The 16,741-nt window shown below is 67.8% G+C and carries 14 protein-coding genes; 4 read left to right on the top strand and 10 right to left on the bottom strand.

Annotation, left to right across the window (positions count from 1 at the left end; all coding sequences use genetic code 11):
• The first annotated feature begins 37 nt into the window (after positions 1-37).
• Positions 38-676, top strand: a complete 639-nt coding sequence (locus FQ377_RS10210; protein ID WP_148601149.1) for a hypothetical protein — start codon at positions 38-40, stop codon at positions 674-676.
• On the opposite strand, the gene FQ377_RS10205 is transcribed toward FQ377_RS10210, so the two are convergent.
• From FQ377_RS10205 to pdxT, 9 genes are all read right to left on the bottom strand, one after another.
• On the bottom strand, positions 673-3,078 hold the full coding sequence (locus tag FQ377_RS10205) for a RelA/SpoT family protein (protein ID WP_148601148.1): 2,406 nt from the start codon (positions 3,076-3,078) through the stop codon (positions 673-675). The two genes, FQ377_RS10210 and FQ377_RS10205, sit on opposite strands and share 4 nt — an antisense overlap.
• Before the next feature lie 99 nt (positions 3,079-3,177).
• Positions 3,178-4,176 (bottom strand): protein translocase subunit SecF, encoded by a 999-nt coding sequence (secF, locus tag FQ377_RS10200; RefSeq protein WP_148601147.1) that lies wholly within the window; start codon positions 4,174-4,176, stop codon positions 3,178-3,180.
• Positions 4,173-5,906 carry a protein translocase subunit SecD gene (gene secD / locus FQ377_RS10195; RefSeq protein WP_148601146.1) on the bottom strand — a complete coding sequence of 578 codons (1,734 nt, stop codon included), beginning with the start codon at positions 5,904-5,906 and terminating at the stop codon, positions 4,173-4,175. The genes secF and secD overlap by 4 nt, the downstream gene beginning before the upstream one ends.
• 78 nt (positions 5,907-5,984) lie before the next feature.
• Positions 5,985-6,557, bottom strand: a complete 573-nt coding sequence (gene yajC / locus FQ377_RS10190; protein ID WP_262364392.1) for a preprotein translocase subunit YajC — start codon at positions 6,555-6,557, stop codon at positions 5,985-5,987.
• Between the two features lie 100 nt (positions 6,558-6,657).
• Positions 6,658-7,773, bottom strand: a complete 1,116-nt coding sequence (ruvB, locus tag FQ377_RS10185; RefSeq protein WP_148601145.1) for a Holliday junction branch migration DNA helicase RuvB — start codon at positions 7,771-7,773, stop codon at positions 6,658-6,660.
• Between the two features lie 2 nt (positions 7,774-7,775).
• The gene (ruvA, locus tag FQ377_RS10180; RefSeq protein ID WP_148601144.1) at positions 7,776-8,399 is read right to left on the bottom strand and encodes a Holliday junction branch migration protein RuvA; all 624 of its coding nucleotides are present in this window, start codon (positions 8,397-8,399) and stop codon (positions 7,776-7,778) included.
• A 148-nt stretch (positions 8,400-8,547) separates the two neighbouring features.
• Entirely contained in the window at positions 8,548-9,111 is a 564-nt protein-coding gene (gene ruvC, locus FQ377_RS10175) for a crossover junction endodeoxyribonuclease RuvC (RefSeq protein WP_148601143.1), read from the bottom strand.
• A gap of 36 nt (positions 9,112-9,147) precedes the next feature.
• Positions 9,148-9,906, bottom strand: coding sequence for a YebC/PmpR family DNA-binding transcriptional regulator (locus tag FQ377_RS10170; RefSeq protein WP_148601142.1), 759 nt, complete (start codon positions 9,904-9,906; stop codon positions 9,148-9,150).
• 2 nt (positions 9,907-9,908) lie between these two features.
• Positions 9,909-10,700, bottom strand: coding sequence for a pyridoxal 5'-phosphate synthase glutaminase subunit PdxT (gene pdxT, locus FQ377_RS10165; protein WP_148601141.1), 792 nt, complete (start codon positions 10,698-10,700; stop codon positions 9,909-9,911).
• A 102-nt stretch (positions 10,701-10,802) separates the two neighbouring features.
• Here pdxT and FQ377_RS10160 point away from each other — a divergent pair, with 102 nt between their 5' ends.
• Together FQ377_RS10160 and FQ377_RS10155 are read left to right on the top strand one after the other, a co-directional pair.
• Positions 10,803-12,074, top strand: a complete 1,272-nt coding sequence (locus FQ377_RS10160) for a Mur ligase family protein (protein ID WP_148601140.1) — start codon at positions 10,803-10,805, stop codon at positions 12,072-12,074.
• Positions 12,074-12,844 (top strand): type 1 glutamine amidotransferase, encoded by a 771-nt coding sequence (locus FQ377_RS10155; RefSeq protein ID WP_148601139.1) that lies wholly within the window; start codon positions 12,074-12,076, stop codon positions 12,842-12,844. The genes FQ377_RS10160 and FQ377_RS10155 overlap by 1 nt, the downstream gene beginning before the upstream one ends.
• Before the next feature lie 64 nt (positions 12,845-12,908).
• On the opposite strand, the gene FQ377_RS10150 is transcribed toward FQ377_RS10155, so the two are convergent.
• Entirely contained in the window at positions 12,909-14,474 is a 1,566-nt protein-coding gene (locus FQ377_RS10150) for an alpha/beta hydrolase domain-containing protein (protein WP_148601138.1), read from the bottom strand.
• Positions 14,475-14,682: 208 nt separating this feature from the next.
• Between FQ377_RS10150 and FQ377_RS10145 the strand changes: the two genes are divergently transcribed.
• Positions 14,683-16,692 carry a M3 family metallopeptidase gene (locus FQ377_RS10145; RefSeq protein WP_148601137.1) on the top strand — a complete coding sequence of 670 codons (2,010 nt, stop codon included), beginning with the start codon at positions 14,683-14,685 and terminating at the stop codon, positions 16,690-16,692.
• Positions 16,693-16,741: the final 49 nt, after the last annotated feature.

Raw genomic sequence — 16,741 nt, 5'->3', positions numbered from 1 at the left:
GCTTTTGCGCGCAGCTCCCACTGACGATGCTGGATCAATGTCTCCGCTGGACAGCACAGCCACCCCGCCCGGGCGTTATCTCGGCGCATCACCCACCGTCACCTCGACCGGGGGTGCGCTCTTCCACGCCGGGGAGATCTTCACCTCGGCGGAGCTCCAGTCCATGAGGCTGGAGGGCCTCGTCCGGCTCGTGATCGGGAACTCCTACCTTCGGAGCGACTTCACGGAGAATCCCGCCACGCGCTCCGAGGCCGCGGCACGCTGCGTGCCGGACTCCCTCCGGGCACGCGTGGCGCTCGGGCGCTCCTGCGCCGCGTGGATCTACGGGTGCGCCCCGGTACCCGCCCTGATCAGCCTCGTCACCGATCACAGGCGGAGGACCACGGCGCTGCCCCCGTTCAGTGGGGCGGTCATGCATCAGGTCTCGCTCGGTCCGTTCGACGTCAATCTCGTCGGAGGAGTGTCGGTGACCACGCCCCTCCGGACCGCCCTGGACCTTGCGGTCCACGGCGACCGCACCGCCGTCGCCGTCCTCCGCGCCATCGACAGGGCACCCGACCTGGCATGTCCGCTGCGGCTCGTGGAGGCGGCGCTGGTCAACGCCACCCGTGTACCGGGCAAGGCCCGGGCGCTGACGAGGCTGCGTGCGGCCCAGGTCAGGGGGCGGGGTGCCTAGGGGCGTCGCTGCGATCCGGTGGTGCGGTACACGTCGAAGACGCCGTCGATGCGCCGCACGGCACTGAGGATGTGGTTCAGATACTTGGGATCACCCATCTCGAAGGCGAAGCGCGACATCGCCACACGATCGGACGAGGTGTTCACATTGGCCGCGAGGATATTGACGTGGTTCTCGGCGAGCAGACTCGTCACGTCCGAGAGCAGGCTCTTGCGATCGAGGGCCTCCACCTGGATCTCCACCAGGAACACGCTGGACTGTGTCGGTGCCCACTCCACGGGCACGATCCTGTCGGGCTGGTCCCGGAGCTCCTCGACATTGCGGCAGTCGCTGCGATGGACCGACACCCCGGACCCGCGGGTGACGAAACCGACGATCGGGTCGGGCGGTACGGGCGTGCAGCAGCGCGCGAGCTTCACCCAGACGTCGCCCACCCCGCGCACCGTGACGCCGGAGTCGGAGAACTTGGGCCTGCGGGGCTGGGTCGCCACCGCGGTCTCGGCGATCTTCGCCTCGGTCCCCTCATGTCCGCCCATCAGCGCGACGAGGTGCTCGATGACGTTCTGCGCCGACGTGTGGCCGTCGCCCACGGCCGCATACAGCGCGGAGATGTCCTGGTGGTGGAGTTCCTCGGCCACCGTCATGAGCGCGGTGTGCGGCATCATGCGCTGCAACGGCAGATTCTGCTTGCGCATGGCCCGCGTGAGCAGGTCCTTGCCCTTGTCGACAGCTTCTTCGCGCCGTTCCTTCGTGAACCACTGTCTGATCTTGTTGCGTGCGCGTGGGCTCTTGACGAAGCCCTGCCAGTCCTGGCTGGGCCCCGCACCCTCGGCCTTCGAGGTGAAGATGACCACCGAGTCCCCGTGACTGAGCTCGCTGTTCAGCGGGACGAGCTTGCCGTTGACCCTCGCACCGATGGTGCGGTGCCCCACCTCGGTGTGCACGGCGTAGGCGAAGTCGACGGGCGTCGACCCGGCAGGCAGTGCCATCACCTCGCCCTTGGGGGTGAAGACGAAGACCTCCCGAGCGTTGATCTCGAACCGCAGGGAGTCGAGGAACTCGTTCGGGTCCGAGGTCTCCTGCTGCCAGTCCACGAGGCTGCGCAGCCACCCCATGTCGCTGCCGTCCTGCGCCTCCAGGGGCCTGCCGCCACTCTTGTACTTCCAGTGCGCCGCCACCCCGTACTCGGCCCGCCGGTGCATGTCGTGCGTCCGGATCTGAATTTCCACCGGCTTGCCGCCGGGGCCGATCACCGTGGTGTGCAGAGACTGGTACATGTTGAACTTCGGCATCGCGATGTAGTCCTTGAACCGCCCCGGCAGGGGGTTCCAGCGCGAGTGCAGCGAACCGAGCGTGGCATAGCAGTCGCGGACGCTGTCCACGAGGACCCGCACACCCATCAGGTCGTGGATGTCGTCGAAATCCTTCCCCCTGACGATCATCTTCTGGTAGATCGAGTAGTAGTGCTTGGGCCGTCCGGTGATGGTGGCCTTGATCTTGACGGCGCGCAGGTCCTCGTCGATCTGGTTCCGCAGGAGATTCAGGTGCTTCTCGCGTTCGGGGGTCCGCTCCCCCACCATCCGCACGATCTCCTCGTAGATGTTCGGGTGCAGGGCCGCGAAGGAGAGGTCCTCGAGTTCCCACTTGATGGTGTTCATGCCCAGGCGGTGGGCGAGAGGCGCGAAGATCTCTATGGTCTCGCGGGCCTTCTTGGCCGACGACGTCGCCGAGACGAAGCGCCAGGTGCGCGCATTGTGGAGCCGGTCGGCGAGCTTGATGACGAGGACCCGGATGTCCTTGGACATCGCCACGACCATCTTGCGCACGGTCTCCGCCTGCGCAGCGTCCCCGAAGGAGACCTTGTCGAGCTTCGTGACGCCGTCGACGAGCATCGCCACCTCGGACCCGAAATCCCGCTCGAGTTCGGCGAGGGTGTAGGAGGTGTCCTCCACGGTGTCGTGGAGGAGAGCCGCAGCGAGGGTGGTCCCTGTCATCCCGAGTTCCGCGAGGATGGTCGCCACAGCCACCGGGTGGGTGATGTACGGATCACCGCTCTTGCGCTTCTGCCCCTCGTGGCTGCGCTCCGCGACCAGATACGCACGCTGGATGAGGTCCAGGTCCTCTTTGGGATTGATCGCGCGGACCGTGCGGAGGAGAGGCTCGAGGACGGGCGAATATCCCGAGGAGCCGCGGCCCGTCAGGCGGGCGATCCGCGCCCGTGTACGTCCACGCCGTCCGGGCAGTACCTGCTCGGTACCCGTACCGGCGGGTGATGTCGAGACCTGGTCCGAGGGAGCCGCGCCGGGCGATCCATCCGGTTCCTGCAGCGGGGCGGACCGCTCGGGCACTGCTGAGCCTGCTTCCGTCCCGGTGGTCACCGCGGGCTCGACCGCATCAGCCATTCATCGTCCCTCGATCTTGATCCTGGGGCCATCAGGCCCCAGCTGTCGCGGACTCACGCGACAGCTCCAAGTCTACCCGCGCCGGACCGGCGACCGGTCTCAGGCCCGTGCAGCCTCGAGCGAACGCCGTTCCGTGACCCTCTTCTCCTGCTTCTTCAGCTCCGGCTCGTTCACCCTGAGCGCGGCGTAGAGCGGGGCGGCGATGAAGATGGTACCGAGCGTTCCCAGGATGATGCCGATGAACAGGGCCAGGGACAGATCCTGCAGGGTGCCGGCGCCGAGGATGAAGGCGCCGATGAACAGGATCGAGGCCACGGGCAGGATCGCGACCACCGAGGTGTTGATCGAACGCACGAGTGTCTGGTTCACGGCGAGATTGACCTGCTCCGCGAAGGTGCGCTTGGTGGAGATCAGGATGTCGGCGGTGTTCTCCCGGATCTTGTCGAAGACCACCACGGTGTCGTACAGGGCGTAGCTGAGGATCGTCAGGAAGCCGATGATCGCCGACGGCGTGACCTCGAACCCGCTGAGCGCATACAGCCCTGCCGTCACCACCATGACCACGACGAGAGCGGCCATCGCGGCCAGTGCCATCTTCCACGTGCGGAAGTAGATGGCCATGAGGATCGCGGCCAGGAGCACGAAGACGCCGAAGCCGATGATGGCCTGTCGACTCACATCCTCCCCCCAGGTCGGGCCGACGAAGCTCGAGGTCACCTGGTCCTTGCCCACGCCGTAGCCGCTGATCAGGTTCGACCGGACGCTGAGCGTCTCGTCGTCGGAGAGCTGTTCGGTCTGGATCCGCATGGTGTTCGCCGCGATGTTGGTCACGCGCGGCACGGCATCCGGCACGACGTCGGTCACCGCGCTCTCACCCACAGAGACCTCGGTGTTCTCTGTGGCGGACACCGTGAATTCCGAGCCCCCACGGAAATCGATCCCCAGATTGAAGCCTCCCTTGACCACCGGGATGATGAGCGAGACGAGGACGGCGAGACCGGCGATGAGGAACCAGATATTGCGTTTCGCAACGAAAGGATAGGACCGCTTGCCCGAGTACAGCTCATTGCCGAAAGTGGCGAAGTTGGTGCGGCTCATGCGTCGTTCTCCTTCTCGGACGACCCTGTGCGTCCGGCCAGGGCTGTGTCGTGCTCCGCGCGCCGCCGCTCGGCGATCGTCAGGCGCCGCTCGGCCTCTGCCGAGGCGCCCTTGTTCTTGGACCGGGACACGACCACGTTCTGGCCCGGCTCGCGCAGGCGCCCGGCGCCGCGGTAGAGCGGGAGGCCGCCGAGCCTGCGGGGGTCCAGCCCGGACCAGGGGTGGCCCTCGCCGAAGAATCTGGTCTGCGCGAGGAGGCGCAGCACGGGATGGGTGAAGAGGAAGACCACGACGAGGTCGGCGATGGCCGTGAGTCCGAGGGTGAAGGCGAAGCCGCGCACGTTGCCGACGGCGACGAAGTAGAGCACGAGGGCCGCCAGCAGGTTCACCGCCTTCGACGCGAGGACCGTGCGCTTGGCGCGGCGCCAGCCGTTCTCGACGGCGGAGACGAGGCCCCGTCCGTCGCGCAGTTCGTCGCGGATACGCTCGAAGTAGACGATGAACGAGTCCGCGGTCTGGCCGATGGCGACGATCAGTCCTGCCACGCCAGCGAGGGACAGGCGGTAGTTCTCCGTCCAGCCGAGGATGCAGATGGCCAGATAGGTCAGGACACCCGCGACGACGAGCGAAGCGATGGTCACCAGGCCGAGGAGCCGGTACTGGAAGATCGAGTAGGCCGCTACGAGCCCGAGCCCGATCAGCCCGGCCAGCAGTCCGAGGCGGAGCTGGTCGGCTCCGAGGGTGGCGGAGATCTGCTGCTCGCTCTGGATCTCGAAGCTGATGGGCAGCGCACCGTACTTGAGCTGCTCGGCCAGGGCGGCCGAGGACTCCTCGGTGAAGTTTCCGCTGATCTGGGCGTTTCCATCGGCGATCACGGCATTCGTGGTCGGCGCGGAGACGATCTTCCCGTCGAGGACGATGGCGAACTGGTTGCGCGGATCGCCAGGTCCGATCGCGTTGAGCCGCTCGGTGACCTCGCGGAAGGCTTTCGTGCCCTCGTCGTCGAAGTCGATGTTCACGGCCCACGTGTTCAGCGCCTGGCCCTGCGCACTCCGCTGCAGTCCGTAGCTCGCCGTGGAGATGTCGGTGCCGGGAATGGCGACCGGCCCGAGGATGTACTTGCCCTGGTTGTCGGGTTCGCACGCCACCATCGGCTGGTCCGCGGGCGCCGGTTCCTCCGCGGGCTCGAGGGCTGCCGGATCGAGGCAGTCCAGTGCCTCGAACTCCTGGTACAGCTCGGGGGTGATCCAGTTCGGATCGCTACCGTCCTGTGGCTCCGCGCCGGGTCGGGGCAGCTGATCCTCCGGTGTGGGTGTCTCTGCGGCAGGCGCCTGGCCCGGCCCACCGGCGAGTACCGGGCGGAACTCCATCTGCGCGGAGGCCTGGATGAGGTCGCGGGTCTGCGCATCGGGTGTACCGGGCAGGGAGACGATCACATTCCGGCCCGACTGCGTGTTGATCTCCGCCTCGGCCACGCCGGAGCCGTCCACGCGCTGCCGGATGATCTCCACCGCCTGGTCGAGCTGCTCCGGGGTGATCTCGCTGCCGCCCTGGACCCGGGGCGCCAGGATCATCTGGGTACCGCCCTCGAGATCGAGCGCGAGGCGGGGGCTCCAGCTGGCGGTGCTCCAGAAGGAACCGGCTCCCAGCAGGATGGCGAGCAGGGCTGTCAGTGCTCCCAGCCAGACCAGTGTTCGTTTGGCTGCCGTCCCGGGACCGGTACGAGGCATGATGGATGTCCTTATTCAGTGGCGCTGCGCGGGCGCCGGATCGATGCTGGCGGGGGCGGTCACCCGCCCCACGGAATGCTAGTGGTCGGAGGTCCCGGTGGTGCCACCCGGACCGCGCGTGTCGCGCTCGTCACGGTTCGACTGCTCGCGGTCGAGCCGCTCCAGGGTCTGCTCGGGAGTCTCGTGTCCGGTTCGCGCTTCCCCGGCCGCGGTGGCCCCGCCGGCGGAACGGTCGCCGTCGACGCCGTCGAGGGAGGACGCGTCGTCGGGCACCGCCGAGCCGTCATAGCTGTCGAGGTCCCGGCGCTCCGCGTCGGTGACGGCGTCGTCCTGCAGCACCGGGTCCTGCTGGACCACCTTGGACAGGGCCTGGGTGTGGACCGTGGCGTGGTTGCCGGGCGAGAGCTCCAGGACGGCCCTGTTGTTCTCCTGGTCGATCGAGACGATGGTGCCGAACAGGCCGAACTGGGTCATGACCTCACTGCCGGGCTCCAGCTGGGTACGCATCTCCTTGACCTGCTTCTGCGCCTTCCGCTGCCTGCGGAACATGGTGAAGATCAGGAAGGCCAGCGCCAGTGGGAGCAGGAGCCCGAAGACATCGAAGCCACCCGATTCTCCGGCGGGCGTTTGGGCGACTACAGCTGAAAGCACAGGGCATCTTCCGTTCCTGGGAGTGGAGGTGGGGGCAGCACTGTGCCCCGGCACACATCGTGAGAGACCAGTGTAGAGGGCAATCCCGGGAGGTCCCGCGTCACCCCTCCGGGCGGGACCAGCTGTCGACGCCCGATCCACTGCCGTCGAAGCCGTCCGGGGTCACGGAGAAGAGGTCCTCCGGCATGGCTGCCGCGACGGTCGGCGGCATGGCCAGCCCGAGATGCTTCCAGGCTGCCGCCGTCGCGATCCTGCCCCTGGGCGTGCGCCCGAGCATGCCCTCGCGTACCAGGTAGGGCTCGGCCACGGTCTCCACCGTCTCCGGTTCCTCACCCACCGCGATGGCCAGGGTGGAGAGTCCCACCGGACCGCCGTTGAACTTGGTGATGAGCGCGGTCAGGACCGACCGGTCGAGCCGGTCCAGGCCGCGTGCGTCGACCTCGTACATGTCGAGGGCGGCACTCGCCGCTCGCGCGTCGATCTGCTCGGAACCGTGCACGAGCGCCCAGTCGCGGACGCGGCGCAGGAGACGGTTCGCGATACGGGGCGTCCCGCGCGAGCGTCCGGCGATCTCGGCGAACGCGGCGGAATTCACCGACATGTCCATCAGCATCGCCGATCGGCGGAGTACCAGCTCGAGTTCGTCCGTGGAGTAGAACTCCAGATGCCCGGTGAAGCCGAAGCGGTCGCGCAGGGGGCCGGGCAGCAGGCCTGCCCGGGTCGTCGCGCCGACGAGCGTGAAGGGCGGCAGTTCCAGGGGGATCGCCGTGGCCCCTGGCCCCTTCCCGACGATGATGTCGACGCGGAAGTCCTCCATGGCCATGTAGAGCATCTCCTCCGCCGGGCGGGACATCCTGTGGATCTCGTCGAGGAAGAGGACCTCGCCATCGGTGAGCGAGGAGAGGATCGCCGCGAGATCGCCCGCGTGCTGGATCGCCGGCCCGGACGAGATGCGCAGTGGCGCGTTCATCTCCGCCGCGATGATCATGGCAAGGGTGGTCTTGCCGAGGCCCGGAGGTCCGGACAGCAGCACGTGGTCCGCACTGCGCCCACGGAGCCGGGATGCCTCGAGGACGAGGGAGAGCTGGCGCCTGACCCTCTTCTGCCCCACGAAGTCGTCGAGATTCTTCGGCCGCAGGGCGGCCTCGACCGCCCGGTCCTCCGGGTCCGCGGCCTGGGCCACGAGCGGCGCCTCGTCGGGTTGCTGGTCGGTCATCGTCACACCTTCGTCCTGGCGGAGCTGCGTGCGCCGTCCTGGCCCAGCCTCCGCAGCGTCATCTTGAGGATCTGCCCCACGTCGCCGGTCGCGGCGATCTCGGGTGCATCGGCGACGGCGGCGTCGATGGCGGCCCCGGCGTCCTTCTCCGACCAGCCCAGTCCCATCATGGCCGTGAGGACCTGCCCCTGCCAGGTCTGCTTCGAGGTCTCCGGGGTCCGATCGAGCGGGACGAGCTTGCCCGCCAGTTCCAGCACGATCCGGCGGGCCCCCTTGGGACCTATCCCGGGTACCTTGCTGAAGGCCTTGTCATCTCCCGCCGCTGCCGCCACGCGGATGGCCTCGGGGGTGTGCACTGCCAGGACGGCCAGCGCCAGACGCGGGCCCACCCCGCTGACCGCGAGCAGTGTCTCGAACACTTCACGCTGCTCCGCGTCCTCGAAGCCGAAGAGCGTCATGGAGTCCTCACGGACGATCAGCGCGGTCGAGACCGAGGCCTGCTCCCCCACGCGCAGTCCGGCGAGCGTCTGCGGTGTGGCCAGGACCTGCATCCCGAAGCCGTTGACATCGACGACGGCGGCGTTCAGACCCACGTGGGTCACTGTTCCGCGCAGGGAACTGATCATGTGAAACGCTCCAAGAAGAGATGACGCCGGCGGAACCGGACGGATGCTGGTATCGAACACACGTTCTACTGCACAACGGTACCGGCGCCGGCCGTCCCGATCGAGCCGCCACACCGCTCGACCCCGGTCCGTGCGGTGGGAGGGCCGGTCAGCGCCGTCGTGCCCGTGCCTCCGCCTCGGCCCAGATCCGCTGGGCGGGTGTGACCGAGGCACCCGGGGCGGCACCGGGCTGCGCTCCCCTGCGCCACGCATGGGTGATGGCCAGCGCGAGTGCATCGGCGGCATCGGCCGGTCTGGGCGAGGTCTTCAGGCGAAGGATCTTGGTGACCATCTTGGTGACGGCCACCTTGTCCGCCTGGCCGTTACCGGTCACGGCGGCCTTCACCTCGGTGGGCGTGTGGAGCGCCACGGGAATCCCGCGGCGCGCGGCGGAGACGATCACGACGCCGGACGCCTGCGCGGTGCCCATGACCGTGCTGACGTTGAGCTGGCTGAACACGCGCTCCACCGCGAGGACCTGGGGCTCGTGCAGGTCCAGCCACGCATCGACGGCTTCGGAGATGACCAGGAGCCGCTCGTCGAGGCTCCGTCCCGGATCGGTACCCACCACGCCGACCGCCACGAGGGTGGAGTGCCGGTTCGGCTCGATATCGACCACGGCGAGCCCGCACCGCGTCAGCCCCGGGTCCACGCCCATCACGCGATACGTCATGGCGTTCCGCGGCCCGCGTTCCTCACCCCTGCGATGTCAGTCGTCGTTCTCGAGCTCGGCCAGGACGTCGGCGGGCAGGTGGGCGTTCGAGTAGACGTTCTGGACGTCGTCGAGCTCTTCGAGGGCATCCACGAGCCGCAGGAACTTCCGCCCGCCGTCGGCATCGAGATCCACCTGCATCGACGGCACGAACTCGACCTCGTCGGCGTCGTACTCGATGCCGCTCTCCTCGAGCGCCTCGACCACGGCGCGCAGATCCTGCGGCTCCGAGATGATCTCGAAGGTGTCGGCGGATTCCTTGACCTCGTCCGCCCCGGCGTCGAGCACCGACATCAGCAGCTCGTCCTCCGTGAGGTCCTTCCGCGGGAGCGTGACGACGCCCTTGCGCGCGAAGAGGTAGGAGACCGACCCGGGATCGGCGACGGAGCCACCGTGGCGGGTGATCCCGAGACGCACCTCGGACGCCGCGCGGTTCTTGTTGTCGGTGAGGCACTCGATCAGCAGGGCGGAGCCCTGGGGCCCGCGCGCCTCGTACATGATGGTCTGGTAGTCGACGGCTTCGCCGAGCAGCCCGGCCCCGCGCTTCACGGCTCGATTGATGTTGTCGATCGGTACGGAGGTCTTCTTGGCCTTCGAGACCGCCAGCTCGAGACCGGGGTTGCCGGCCACATCGGCGCCGCCGGCGCGCGCGGCCACCTCGATGTTCTTGATCAATTTGGCGAAGGACTTGGCGCGCTTGGCGTCGATCGCCGCTTTCTTGTGCTTCGTTGTTGCCCATTTGGAGTGGCCCGACATGCTTACGCTTCTCCTCTGATCATCCGGATGAAAAGTTCGTGGACCCGCCGCTCCCCCGTGATCTCCGGGTGGAAACTCGTGGCCAGCAGATTCCCCGAACGCACTGCCACGATTCTAGCGACCGGCTCGGCACCGGCGTCCGTGTCCCCAGGCGGCACGCCCCTCCGGGGACCCGTGGTCCCCTCGAGCGGACCGGCGGCGGGTGTGCCACCGGCGGGGACTTCGGCGAGGACCTGGACGCCGTCGCCCACCTTCTCGACCCAGGGGGCACGGATGAAGACGGCCCGGACGGGTGTGTGGCCCGCCAGTCCGGTGAAGGCGAGATCGGTCTCGAAGGACTCGCGCTGGCGGCCGAAGGCATTGCGCCGCACCACCATGTCGAGACCGCCGAGGCTCTGCTGCGGCTGACCGAGCTGATCGACCGAGGGATCGGCGATCACGTCGGAGAGCATGATCATTCCGGCGCAGGATCCGTACACCGGCAGACCGCTGCCGATGAGATCGCGCAGCGGTTCGGCGAGCCCGAAGATCCGGGTCAGCCGGTCCATCGTGGTGGACTCGCCCCCGGGGATGATCAGACCGTCGAGTGCCGCCAGTTCGGCGGGCCTGCGCACGGGGACGGCGCGTCCACCGAGGGACTCGATCGTGTTGATGTGCTCGCGCACATCGCCCTGCACCGCGAGAACACCGACGCAGAGGGTCCTGCTCGGCGCCGGCCGGCCCGTGGGGGCATCGGGGAGATCGGCCGGCCGGTGGGGGGCTGCGGTTCCGGACGCAGGAGGCGAGGACGTCATCCGTCGATTCTAGGTGGTGTCCGGGACAGCACCGGCAGCTGTGTGCGGCCTCCGGTGCGGCACCTGCGGGGCAGGAGGGCCCGACGACGATAATGTGGAGGCATGAATCCCCTTCCAGTTCTCGTGGGCAAGGCTGTGCGCATCGCCTCCCGACTGCGCGGCGGTGGCTCCGCGCTCCCGGGCCTCGTCGTCGAGCGCCTCGATCCCGGTTTCATGGGTCGCGCCCTCGCCTCCCTGCCCCGGGGCGTGGTGGTGGTCAGCGGTACGAATGGCAAGACCACCACCACGAAGATGGTGGTGGAACTCCTCGAGGGCCAGGGGCTGACGGTGTTCACCAACCGCACCGGCAGCAACTTCACGCGTGGTGTCGCGGCAGCCCTCCTCGGCGAGGTGGACTGGCGCGGGAGACTCTCCGCCGACGTCGCGGTCCTCGAGCTCGACGAAGCCCATGCCGTGCACTTCGTGAAGCTGGTCCCGCCCCGGTACTCGCTGCTCCTGAACGTCCTCCGTGATCAGCTGGACCGCTTCGGCGAGATCGATGCGACCACGCGCCTGCTGGAGCGCATAGCGGTCGCCACCACCGGGACGGTCGTCCTGAACCGCGAGGATCCCCGCGTCGCGGGCATCGCGTCCTCCGTCACCCAGGCGGATGTCGCCTACTTCGGCCTCCACGCGTCGCTGCGCAGCACCTTCCCCAACGATGACGAACTGCGTGGCGCCGAGGGGACCGCACCCGCTGCTGCGCTACCCGCCGACGTCGTCCTGACCACCGTCGAGGGCAACGCGGCCGAGTTCGAGGTCGACGGCATGAGTGTCCGCACCGAGCTGCGGCTGCGCGGGGTGTACAACATCTTCAATGCGGCGGCAGCGCTCGCGGCGGCACGCACGGTGCTCGGCGGGGCCGCCGACGTCGATCGTCTCTTCGGGTCGCTGGCGGCCGTGGAACCGGCGTTCGGCCGCGGCGAGAGCATCGTCGTCGACGGTCAGCCCCTGGAGCTGGTGCTCGTGAAGAACCCGAGCGGCTTCCGGCTGGGACTGAAGTCCTTCGATCCGGCGGGCTGCGCCACCATGATCGCCATCAACGACAACTATGCCGACGGTCGCGACATGTCCTGGCTGTGGGACGTGGACTTCGACTCGCTGCGCCACGACGGGGTCGAGATCGTCACCGGTGTCCGCGCCTACGACATGGCACTGCGACTGACCTACGACGGCGTCCGGGTGGGCGACGTGGAGCCCGACATCACCGCGGCTCTCAAGACCTTCATCAGCGGATCGGGCGGGCAGCCCCGCCGCATCTTCTGCACCTACACAGCCATGCTCGCGGTACGCCGCGAGCTCTCCAAGATCGCGAAAGTCGAGGTGGTCTCCTGATGAGCGATGCACCGTCCGCCGGCGCCCTGACCAGCGCAGCCACCGATTCCTCGAAGGGATCGCTGCGCATCCTGCAGCTCTACCCGCGCGAGATGAACATCTACGGCGACTACGGGAATGTCCTCGTGCTCAGGCAGCGCCTCGCCTGGCGTGGCTACGGCGCCGAGATCCTCGAGTACGACATCGGTGACACGTTTCCCGACGACGTCGATCTCATCATCGGCGGTGGCGGTCAGGACAGCGGCCAGCTGGTCATCCAGGACGACCTGCAGGCCATCGCCCCGACGCTGCGTGCACATGCCGACGACGGCACACCGATGCTCGTGATCTGTGGGATGTACCAGTTGTTCGGCACGGTCTTCAGGACGCACGGTGGTACGGACATCCCGGGGATCGGGGTGCTGGATCTGGAGACGCGCGGTGGGAGCGACCGACTGATCGGGAACGTGGTCGCCACCAGCGAGGAGTTCGGCGAGATCCACGGGTACGAGAACCACAGCGGCCAGACCTTCCTCGGGGACGGCGTGTTGCCGCTCGGTACCGTGGTCAAGGGTGTGGGCAACAATGCAGAGGACAGCTCCGAGGGCGCCCGTTCGAGGAATGTGGTGGGTAGCTACCTGCACGGTTCGCTGCTGCCGAAGAATCCGGCGATCGCCGACTTCCTGCTGCGGACTGCGGCAGAGCGCAGATTCGGATCGTTCGACGACACCGGCCTCGACGACTCGCTCGCCGAGCTGGCCCGGAAGCAGGCCGGGGCGAGGCCCCGCTAGATCGGTGCTTCTGGCGAAGGTCCTCCGGGTGAGGCTCCCCGGCGGAGCCTCACCCGTGACCTCTTCAGGGGATGTCGCTCCGTGCGGCGTCGAGGCGCAGCTGACGGGCGTCGTACGCCGTCAGGAAGCCTCGACGCTCGAGTGCCCGGATATCATCGCTGACCGCCTTCAGGTACCGGCCGTGATTGGGGTAGAGCGCATCGAGGACCTCCTGCGACAGGGGTCGCTCGTACCCTGCGATGAAGCAGAAGGACGCTCCCGTCGCGGTGCCGTACCACGTGCTCGTCGGGACATCGAGGAAGGGCGATCGCAGACCACCCCGGACGTTGCCGAACTGGTCGAGAACGGGCTTGCCGTCCCGGACGAGGATCGGTTCGGCGTGGGGCGGGGCCACACCGTCCCGGACCCACAGGTCGAGGTTGCGCAGCGCAGCATCGAAGAAGATGGAGCTCGGGAATCTGCTGCGTGGTCCCTCGTTGCAGGACGCGGGCGGAACGGCGCGATCCGCGGCGAGGATGTCCGCCGAGGACGCCGAGAAGATGAGCTCGTCCGGTGTGGCGTGGCCTGCGCCGGCCATCTCGTAGTGGCGGTAGCGATCACCGGGCTCGTCACTGTCCGGGCGGCGGGAACCGATGCCCAGCAGATAGTCGGACTGCGACATCATGCGCATGATCGGTACGCCCACGTCCTCGAACTGACGTCGTGGATCGCCCGCCGGCGGTGCCGGTTCGCACTGGTTCATGGGGTAGGCGCCCGCGAAGGCCCCACCGGCGACCGCCACGATGTAGGCATCGTAGATCGGCTTCCCGTCCGATTCCACGACGCGCGGGTGCACGCCGTTGATGTAGTTGACGAGGTACCCGCCGGTCTGGGAGTAGCCGAACCCGTAGGCGTGTTCCACGAGCGAGTCCGTCGAACCGTAGCGCAGGGGGTTGGCGGCGTCGTCGCTCCTGAGCCACGCCCCCACCTGCGAGTAGATGTCCCAGATGAGGCCGTTCTCCGTGGTCCTCGACGAGTCCGCCGCGACCGCGGTGCAGTTCGCAGGATCGGTGAGAGGCAGCGGATTCGCGAAGGAGAGGGACGCGTAGCGTTCAGCGTCGAAGTTCTTCAGGGCGTCGACGGCGATCGGCTTCGCCGTGATACCCACCCAGGCATCGCCGTTGTCGACGATCTGCTTCTGCGCCATGGCCCAGCCGATGTTCAGATCGAACAGATTGCTGGGGTTGAGCATCTCGACGACGACGTTCCCGCTGAACTTCTGGCCCTTGGCCGGCTTCCGGACCAGCACACGCGTGGTGTAGGGACTGTCCGGGGTGCGGATCTCGGCCGGTCCTGTTCCGGGCCAGGTGTAGACGTTCGAGGTGCCGCTGACCAGGAACTCCTCCTCGACGTAACGCAGCTTCCGGAGGTCCTGCGGCACCTCCTGGTGATCGGCTGCCCCGAATGGGTAGGACGTCCCTGTGGTCACCAGTGGGCCTTCGATCTCGGGAATCGGCGTCGCATGCTCGGGTGGTGCAGTCTGGTCCTTCGGGACCGGCGCCGTCGCCGCGGCCGGAAGGGTCGCACCGACCCCGCAGAGCGCGATCGTCAAGGTTGCCGCGAGGATCGTTCTGGATCGAGTGGTTCTCATCGAAGCTCCTTCTCGAAACCGGGCTGCACTGCCCGGCGTGCCTCACGGCCCACCGGCATCGGCGCCAGGGATGCCGGCCGTGGACCCTGCGATCCGAGGAGGATCGCGTCGATCGTCGGGCAGCGAAACACTCCGACAGTAGGGTCGCCGGGGAAGCAGGGTCAAGGGTGGCGCATGAAAGTGCAACAACGTGCAAAAGTTGGTTCCCATGAGCAACCCTTTCCTGGCCCCGAGCACACTCGACTACAACCTGCCACCCTTCGCCACCATCAAGGACGAGCACTACCTCCCGGCGTTCGATGCCGGCTTCGCAGAGCACCTGGAGCAGATCGACGCCATCACCGGGTCTGTGGAGGACCCCTCCTTCGAGAACACACTCGTTGCCCTCGAGCGTGCCGGCAGCACGCTCGATCGGGTATCGAGGGTCTTCTTCAGCAATTCCGTGAGCCACGCCACTGATGCCATCCAGGAGCTCGAGCAGCTCATCGCGCCACGCCTGGCCGAGCACGAGGACAATATCAAGCTCAATCGGGCGCTGTTCGACCGCCTCCGTCAGGTTTCGACCAACGGCCTGGACCACGAGTCCGTGCGCCTCGTCGAGGAGTACGTCAGCAGTTTCGTGCGGGCAGGAGCCGAACTGGACGATGACGCGCAGGCCACGCTCCGTGCGCTCAACTCGAGCCTCTCTGCGCTGAGTACCGAGTTCTCCCAGAAGCTGTTGAAGGACACGAACACCTCTGCCCTGCTGGTCGACTCCGCCGAGGAGCTCGACGGTCTGTCTCCCGATGCGATCTCCGCCGCCGCCACGGCGGCGGCTGACGCCGGTCATGACGGCAAGTACCTCCTGACCTTGATCCTGCCGACGGCGCAGCCCGCGCTGGAGCTGCTCACGAACCGGGAGGTACGCCGCCGTCTCCATGAGGCATCCGTGCACCGTGGTGCCCGCGGTAACGACTCCGACACGCTCGCGATCGCGACACGGATGGCCACCCTGCGTGCGGAGCGCGCAAGCCTCCTCGGCTTCGACTCGTACGCCGCCGCCGCGACGGACAGCCAGACAGCACCGTCGCTGGAGGCGATCATGGACCGGATGCGCGATCTCGCTGCTCCGGCGGTCCGCAATGCCCGGGCCGAGGCTGTGGAACTGGAAGCCGAGGCGGGCCACCTCGTGGAGCCCTGGGACTGGGCCTTCTATGCGGCCAGGGTCCGCAGGGCCAGGTTCGACGTCGACCTCGATGGGCTCCGTCCCTACTTCGAGCTGGAGCGGGTGATCGACGACGGCATCTTCTACGCCGCGCACCGCCTGTACGGGCTCACCTTCACCGAGCGCCCCGATCTGGAGGGCTACCACCCGGACGTCAGGGTGTGGGAGGTCTTCAACGAGGACGGCTCCGGACTCGGCCTGTTCCTCGGTGACTACTACACGCGTGACACGAAGAGCGGTGGGGCGTGGATGAACTCGTTCGTCGACCAGTCGGCCCTCGAGGGAACACGCGCCGTCGTCATCAACAACCTGAACATCTCGAAGCCGGCGTCGGGCGAGCCGACCCTGCTCTCCTACGACCAGGTGGTCACCACCTTCCACGAGTTCGGCCATGCCCTGCACGGGCTCTTCTCGGACGTGACCTACCCGCTCTTCGCCGGGACGTCCGTGCCGCGCGACTTCGTCGAGTACCCGTCGCAGGTCAATGAGATGTGGATCCTGTGGCCGGAGGTCGTGGCGCACTACGCGCGCCATCACGAGACCGGGGAGGCCCTGCCGCAGGACGTGATCGACCGTATCCATGCGGCGGGAGCCTGGGGTGAGGGTTTCGAGACGACGGCGTATCTCGGGGCCACACTGCTCGATCTCGCCTGGCACTCGATCCCCGCCGGGACCACGATCGAGGATCCGCTCGCGTTCGAGGCAGCGGCTCTCGCGGACGCAGGCGTCGACTTCGCCCCGGTGCCGCCGAGGTACCGCACCTCCTACTTCAAGCACATCTTCGCCGGCGGATACGCTGCGTCCTACTACGCGTACATCTGGAGCGAGATGCTCGACGCCGACACGGTGGAGTGGTTCAAGTCCTCCGGCGGGCTGACGAGGCAGAACGGAGATCACTTCCGACGGGAGCTGCTCTCGAGGGGCAACAGCGTGGAACCGCTGCAGGCCTTCCGCAGCTTCCGTGGGCGCGATGCCGATCTCACGCCCCTGCTCGTGCGGCGCGGCCTGGCATGAGCAGGGGGCCCTCGGTCGAGCCGACATGGTGACCATCGCGCAGTGTCAG

Source organism: Arthrobacter echini, from assembly GCF_008107445.1.
GTDB classification, from domain to species: domain Bacteria; phylum Actinomycetota; class Actinomycetes; order Actinomycetales; family Micrococcaceae; genus Arthrobacter_D; species Arthrobacter_D echini_A.
The sequence above is the reverse complement of the archived record's forward strand: the minus strand, read 5'-3'. Positions and strand labels throughout refer to the sequence as shown.

Excerpts from the sequence above, each read along its gene's own strand:
- secF (WP_148601147.1), bottom strand. The coding sequence starts at position 4,176 with ATGAGCCGCACCAACTTCGCCACTTTCGGCAATGAGCTGTACTCGGGC.
- FQ377_RS10205 (WP_148601148.1), bottom strand. The coding sequence starts at position 3,078 with ATGGCTGATGCGGTCGAGCCCGCGGTGACCACCGGGACGGAAGCAGGC.
- secD (WP_148601146.1), bottom strand. The coding sequence starts at position 5,906 with ATGCCTCGTACCGGTCCCGGGACGGCAGCCAAACGAACACTGGTCTGG.
- pdxT (WP_148601141.1), bottom strand. The coding sequence starts at position 10,700 with ATGACGTCCTCGCCTCCTGCGTCCGGAACCGCAGCCCCCCACCGGCCG.
- FQ377_RS10170 (WP_148601142.1), bottom strand. The coding sequence starts at position 9,906 with ATGTCGGGCCACTCCAAATGGGCAACAACGAAGCACAAGAAAGCGGCG.
- ruvB (WP_148601145.1), bottom strand. The coding sequence starts at position 7,773 with ATGACCGACCAGCAACCCGACGAGGCGCCGCTCGTGGCCCAGGCCGCG.
- FQ377_RS10150 (WP_148601138.1), bottom strand. The coding sequence starts at position 14,474 with ATGAGAACCACTCGATCCAGAACGATCCTCGCGGCAACCTTGACGATC.
- FQ377_RS10155 (WP_148601139.1), top strand. The coding sequence starts at position 12,074 with ATGAGCGATGCACCGTCCGCCGGCGCCCTGACCAGCGCAGCCACCGAT.
- FQ377_RS10210 (WP_148601149.1), top strand. The coding sequence starts at position 38 with ATGTCTCCGCTGGACAGCACAGCCACCCCGCCCGGGCGTTATCTCGGC.
- FQ377_RS10160 (WP_148601140.1), top strand. The coding sequence starts at position 10,803 with ATGAATCCCCTTCCAGTTCTCGTGGGCAAGGCTGTGCGCATCGCCTCC.
- FQ377_RS10145 (WP_148601137.1), top strand. The coding sequence starts at position 14,683 with ATGAGCAACCCTTTCCTGGCCCCGAGCACACTCGACTACAACCTGCCA.
- ruvA (WP_148601144.1), bottom strand. The coding sequence starts at position 8,399 with ATGATCAGTTCCCTGCGCGGAACAGTGACCCACGTGGGTCTGAACGCC.
- ruvC (WP_148601143.1), bottom strand. The coding sequence starts at position 9,111 with ATGACGTATCGCGTGATGGGCGTGGACCCGGGGCTGACGCGGTGCGGG.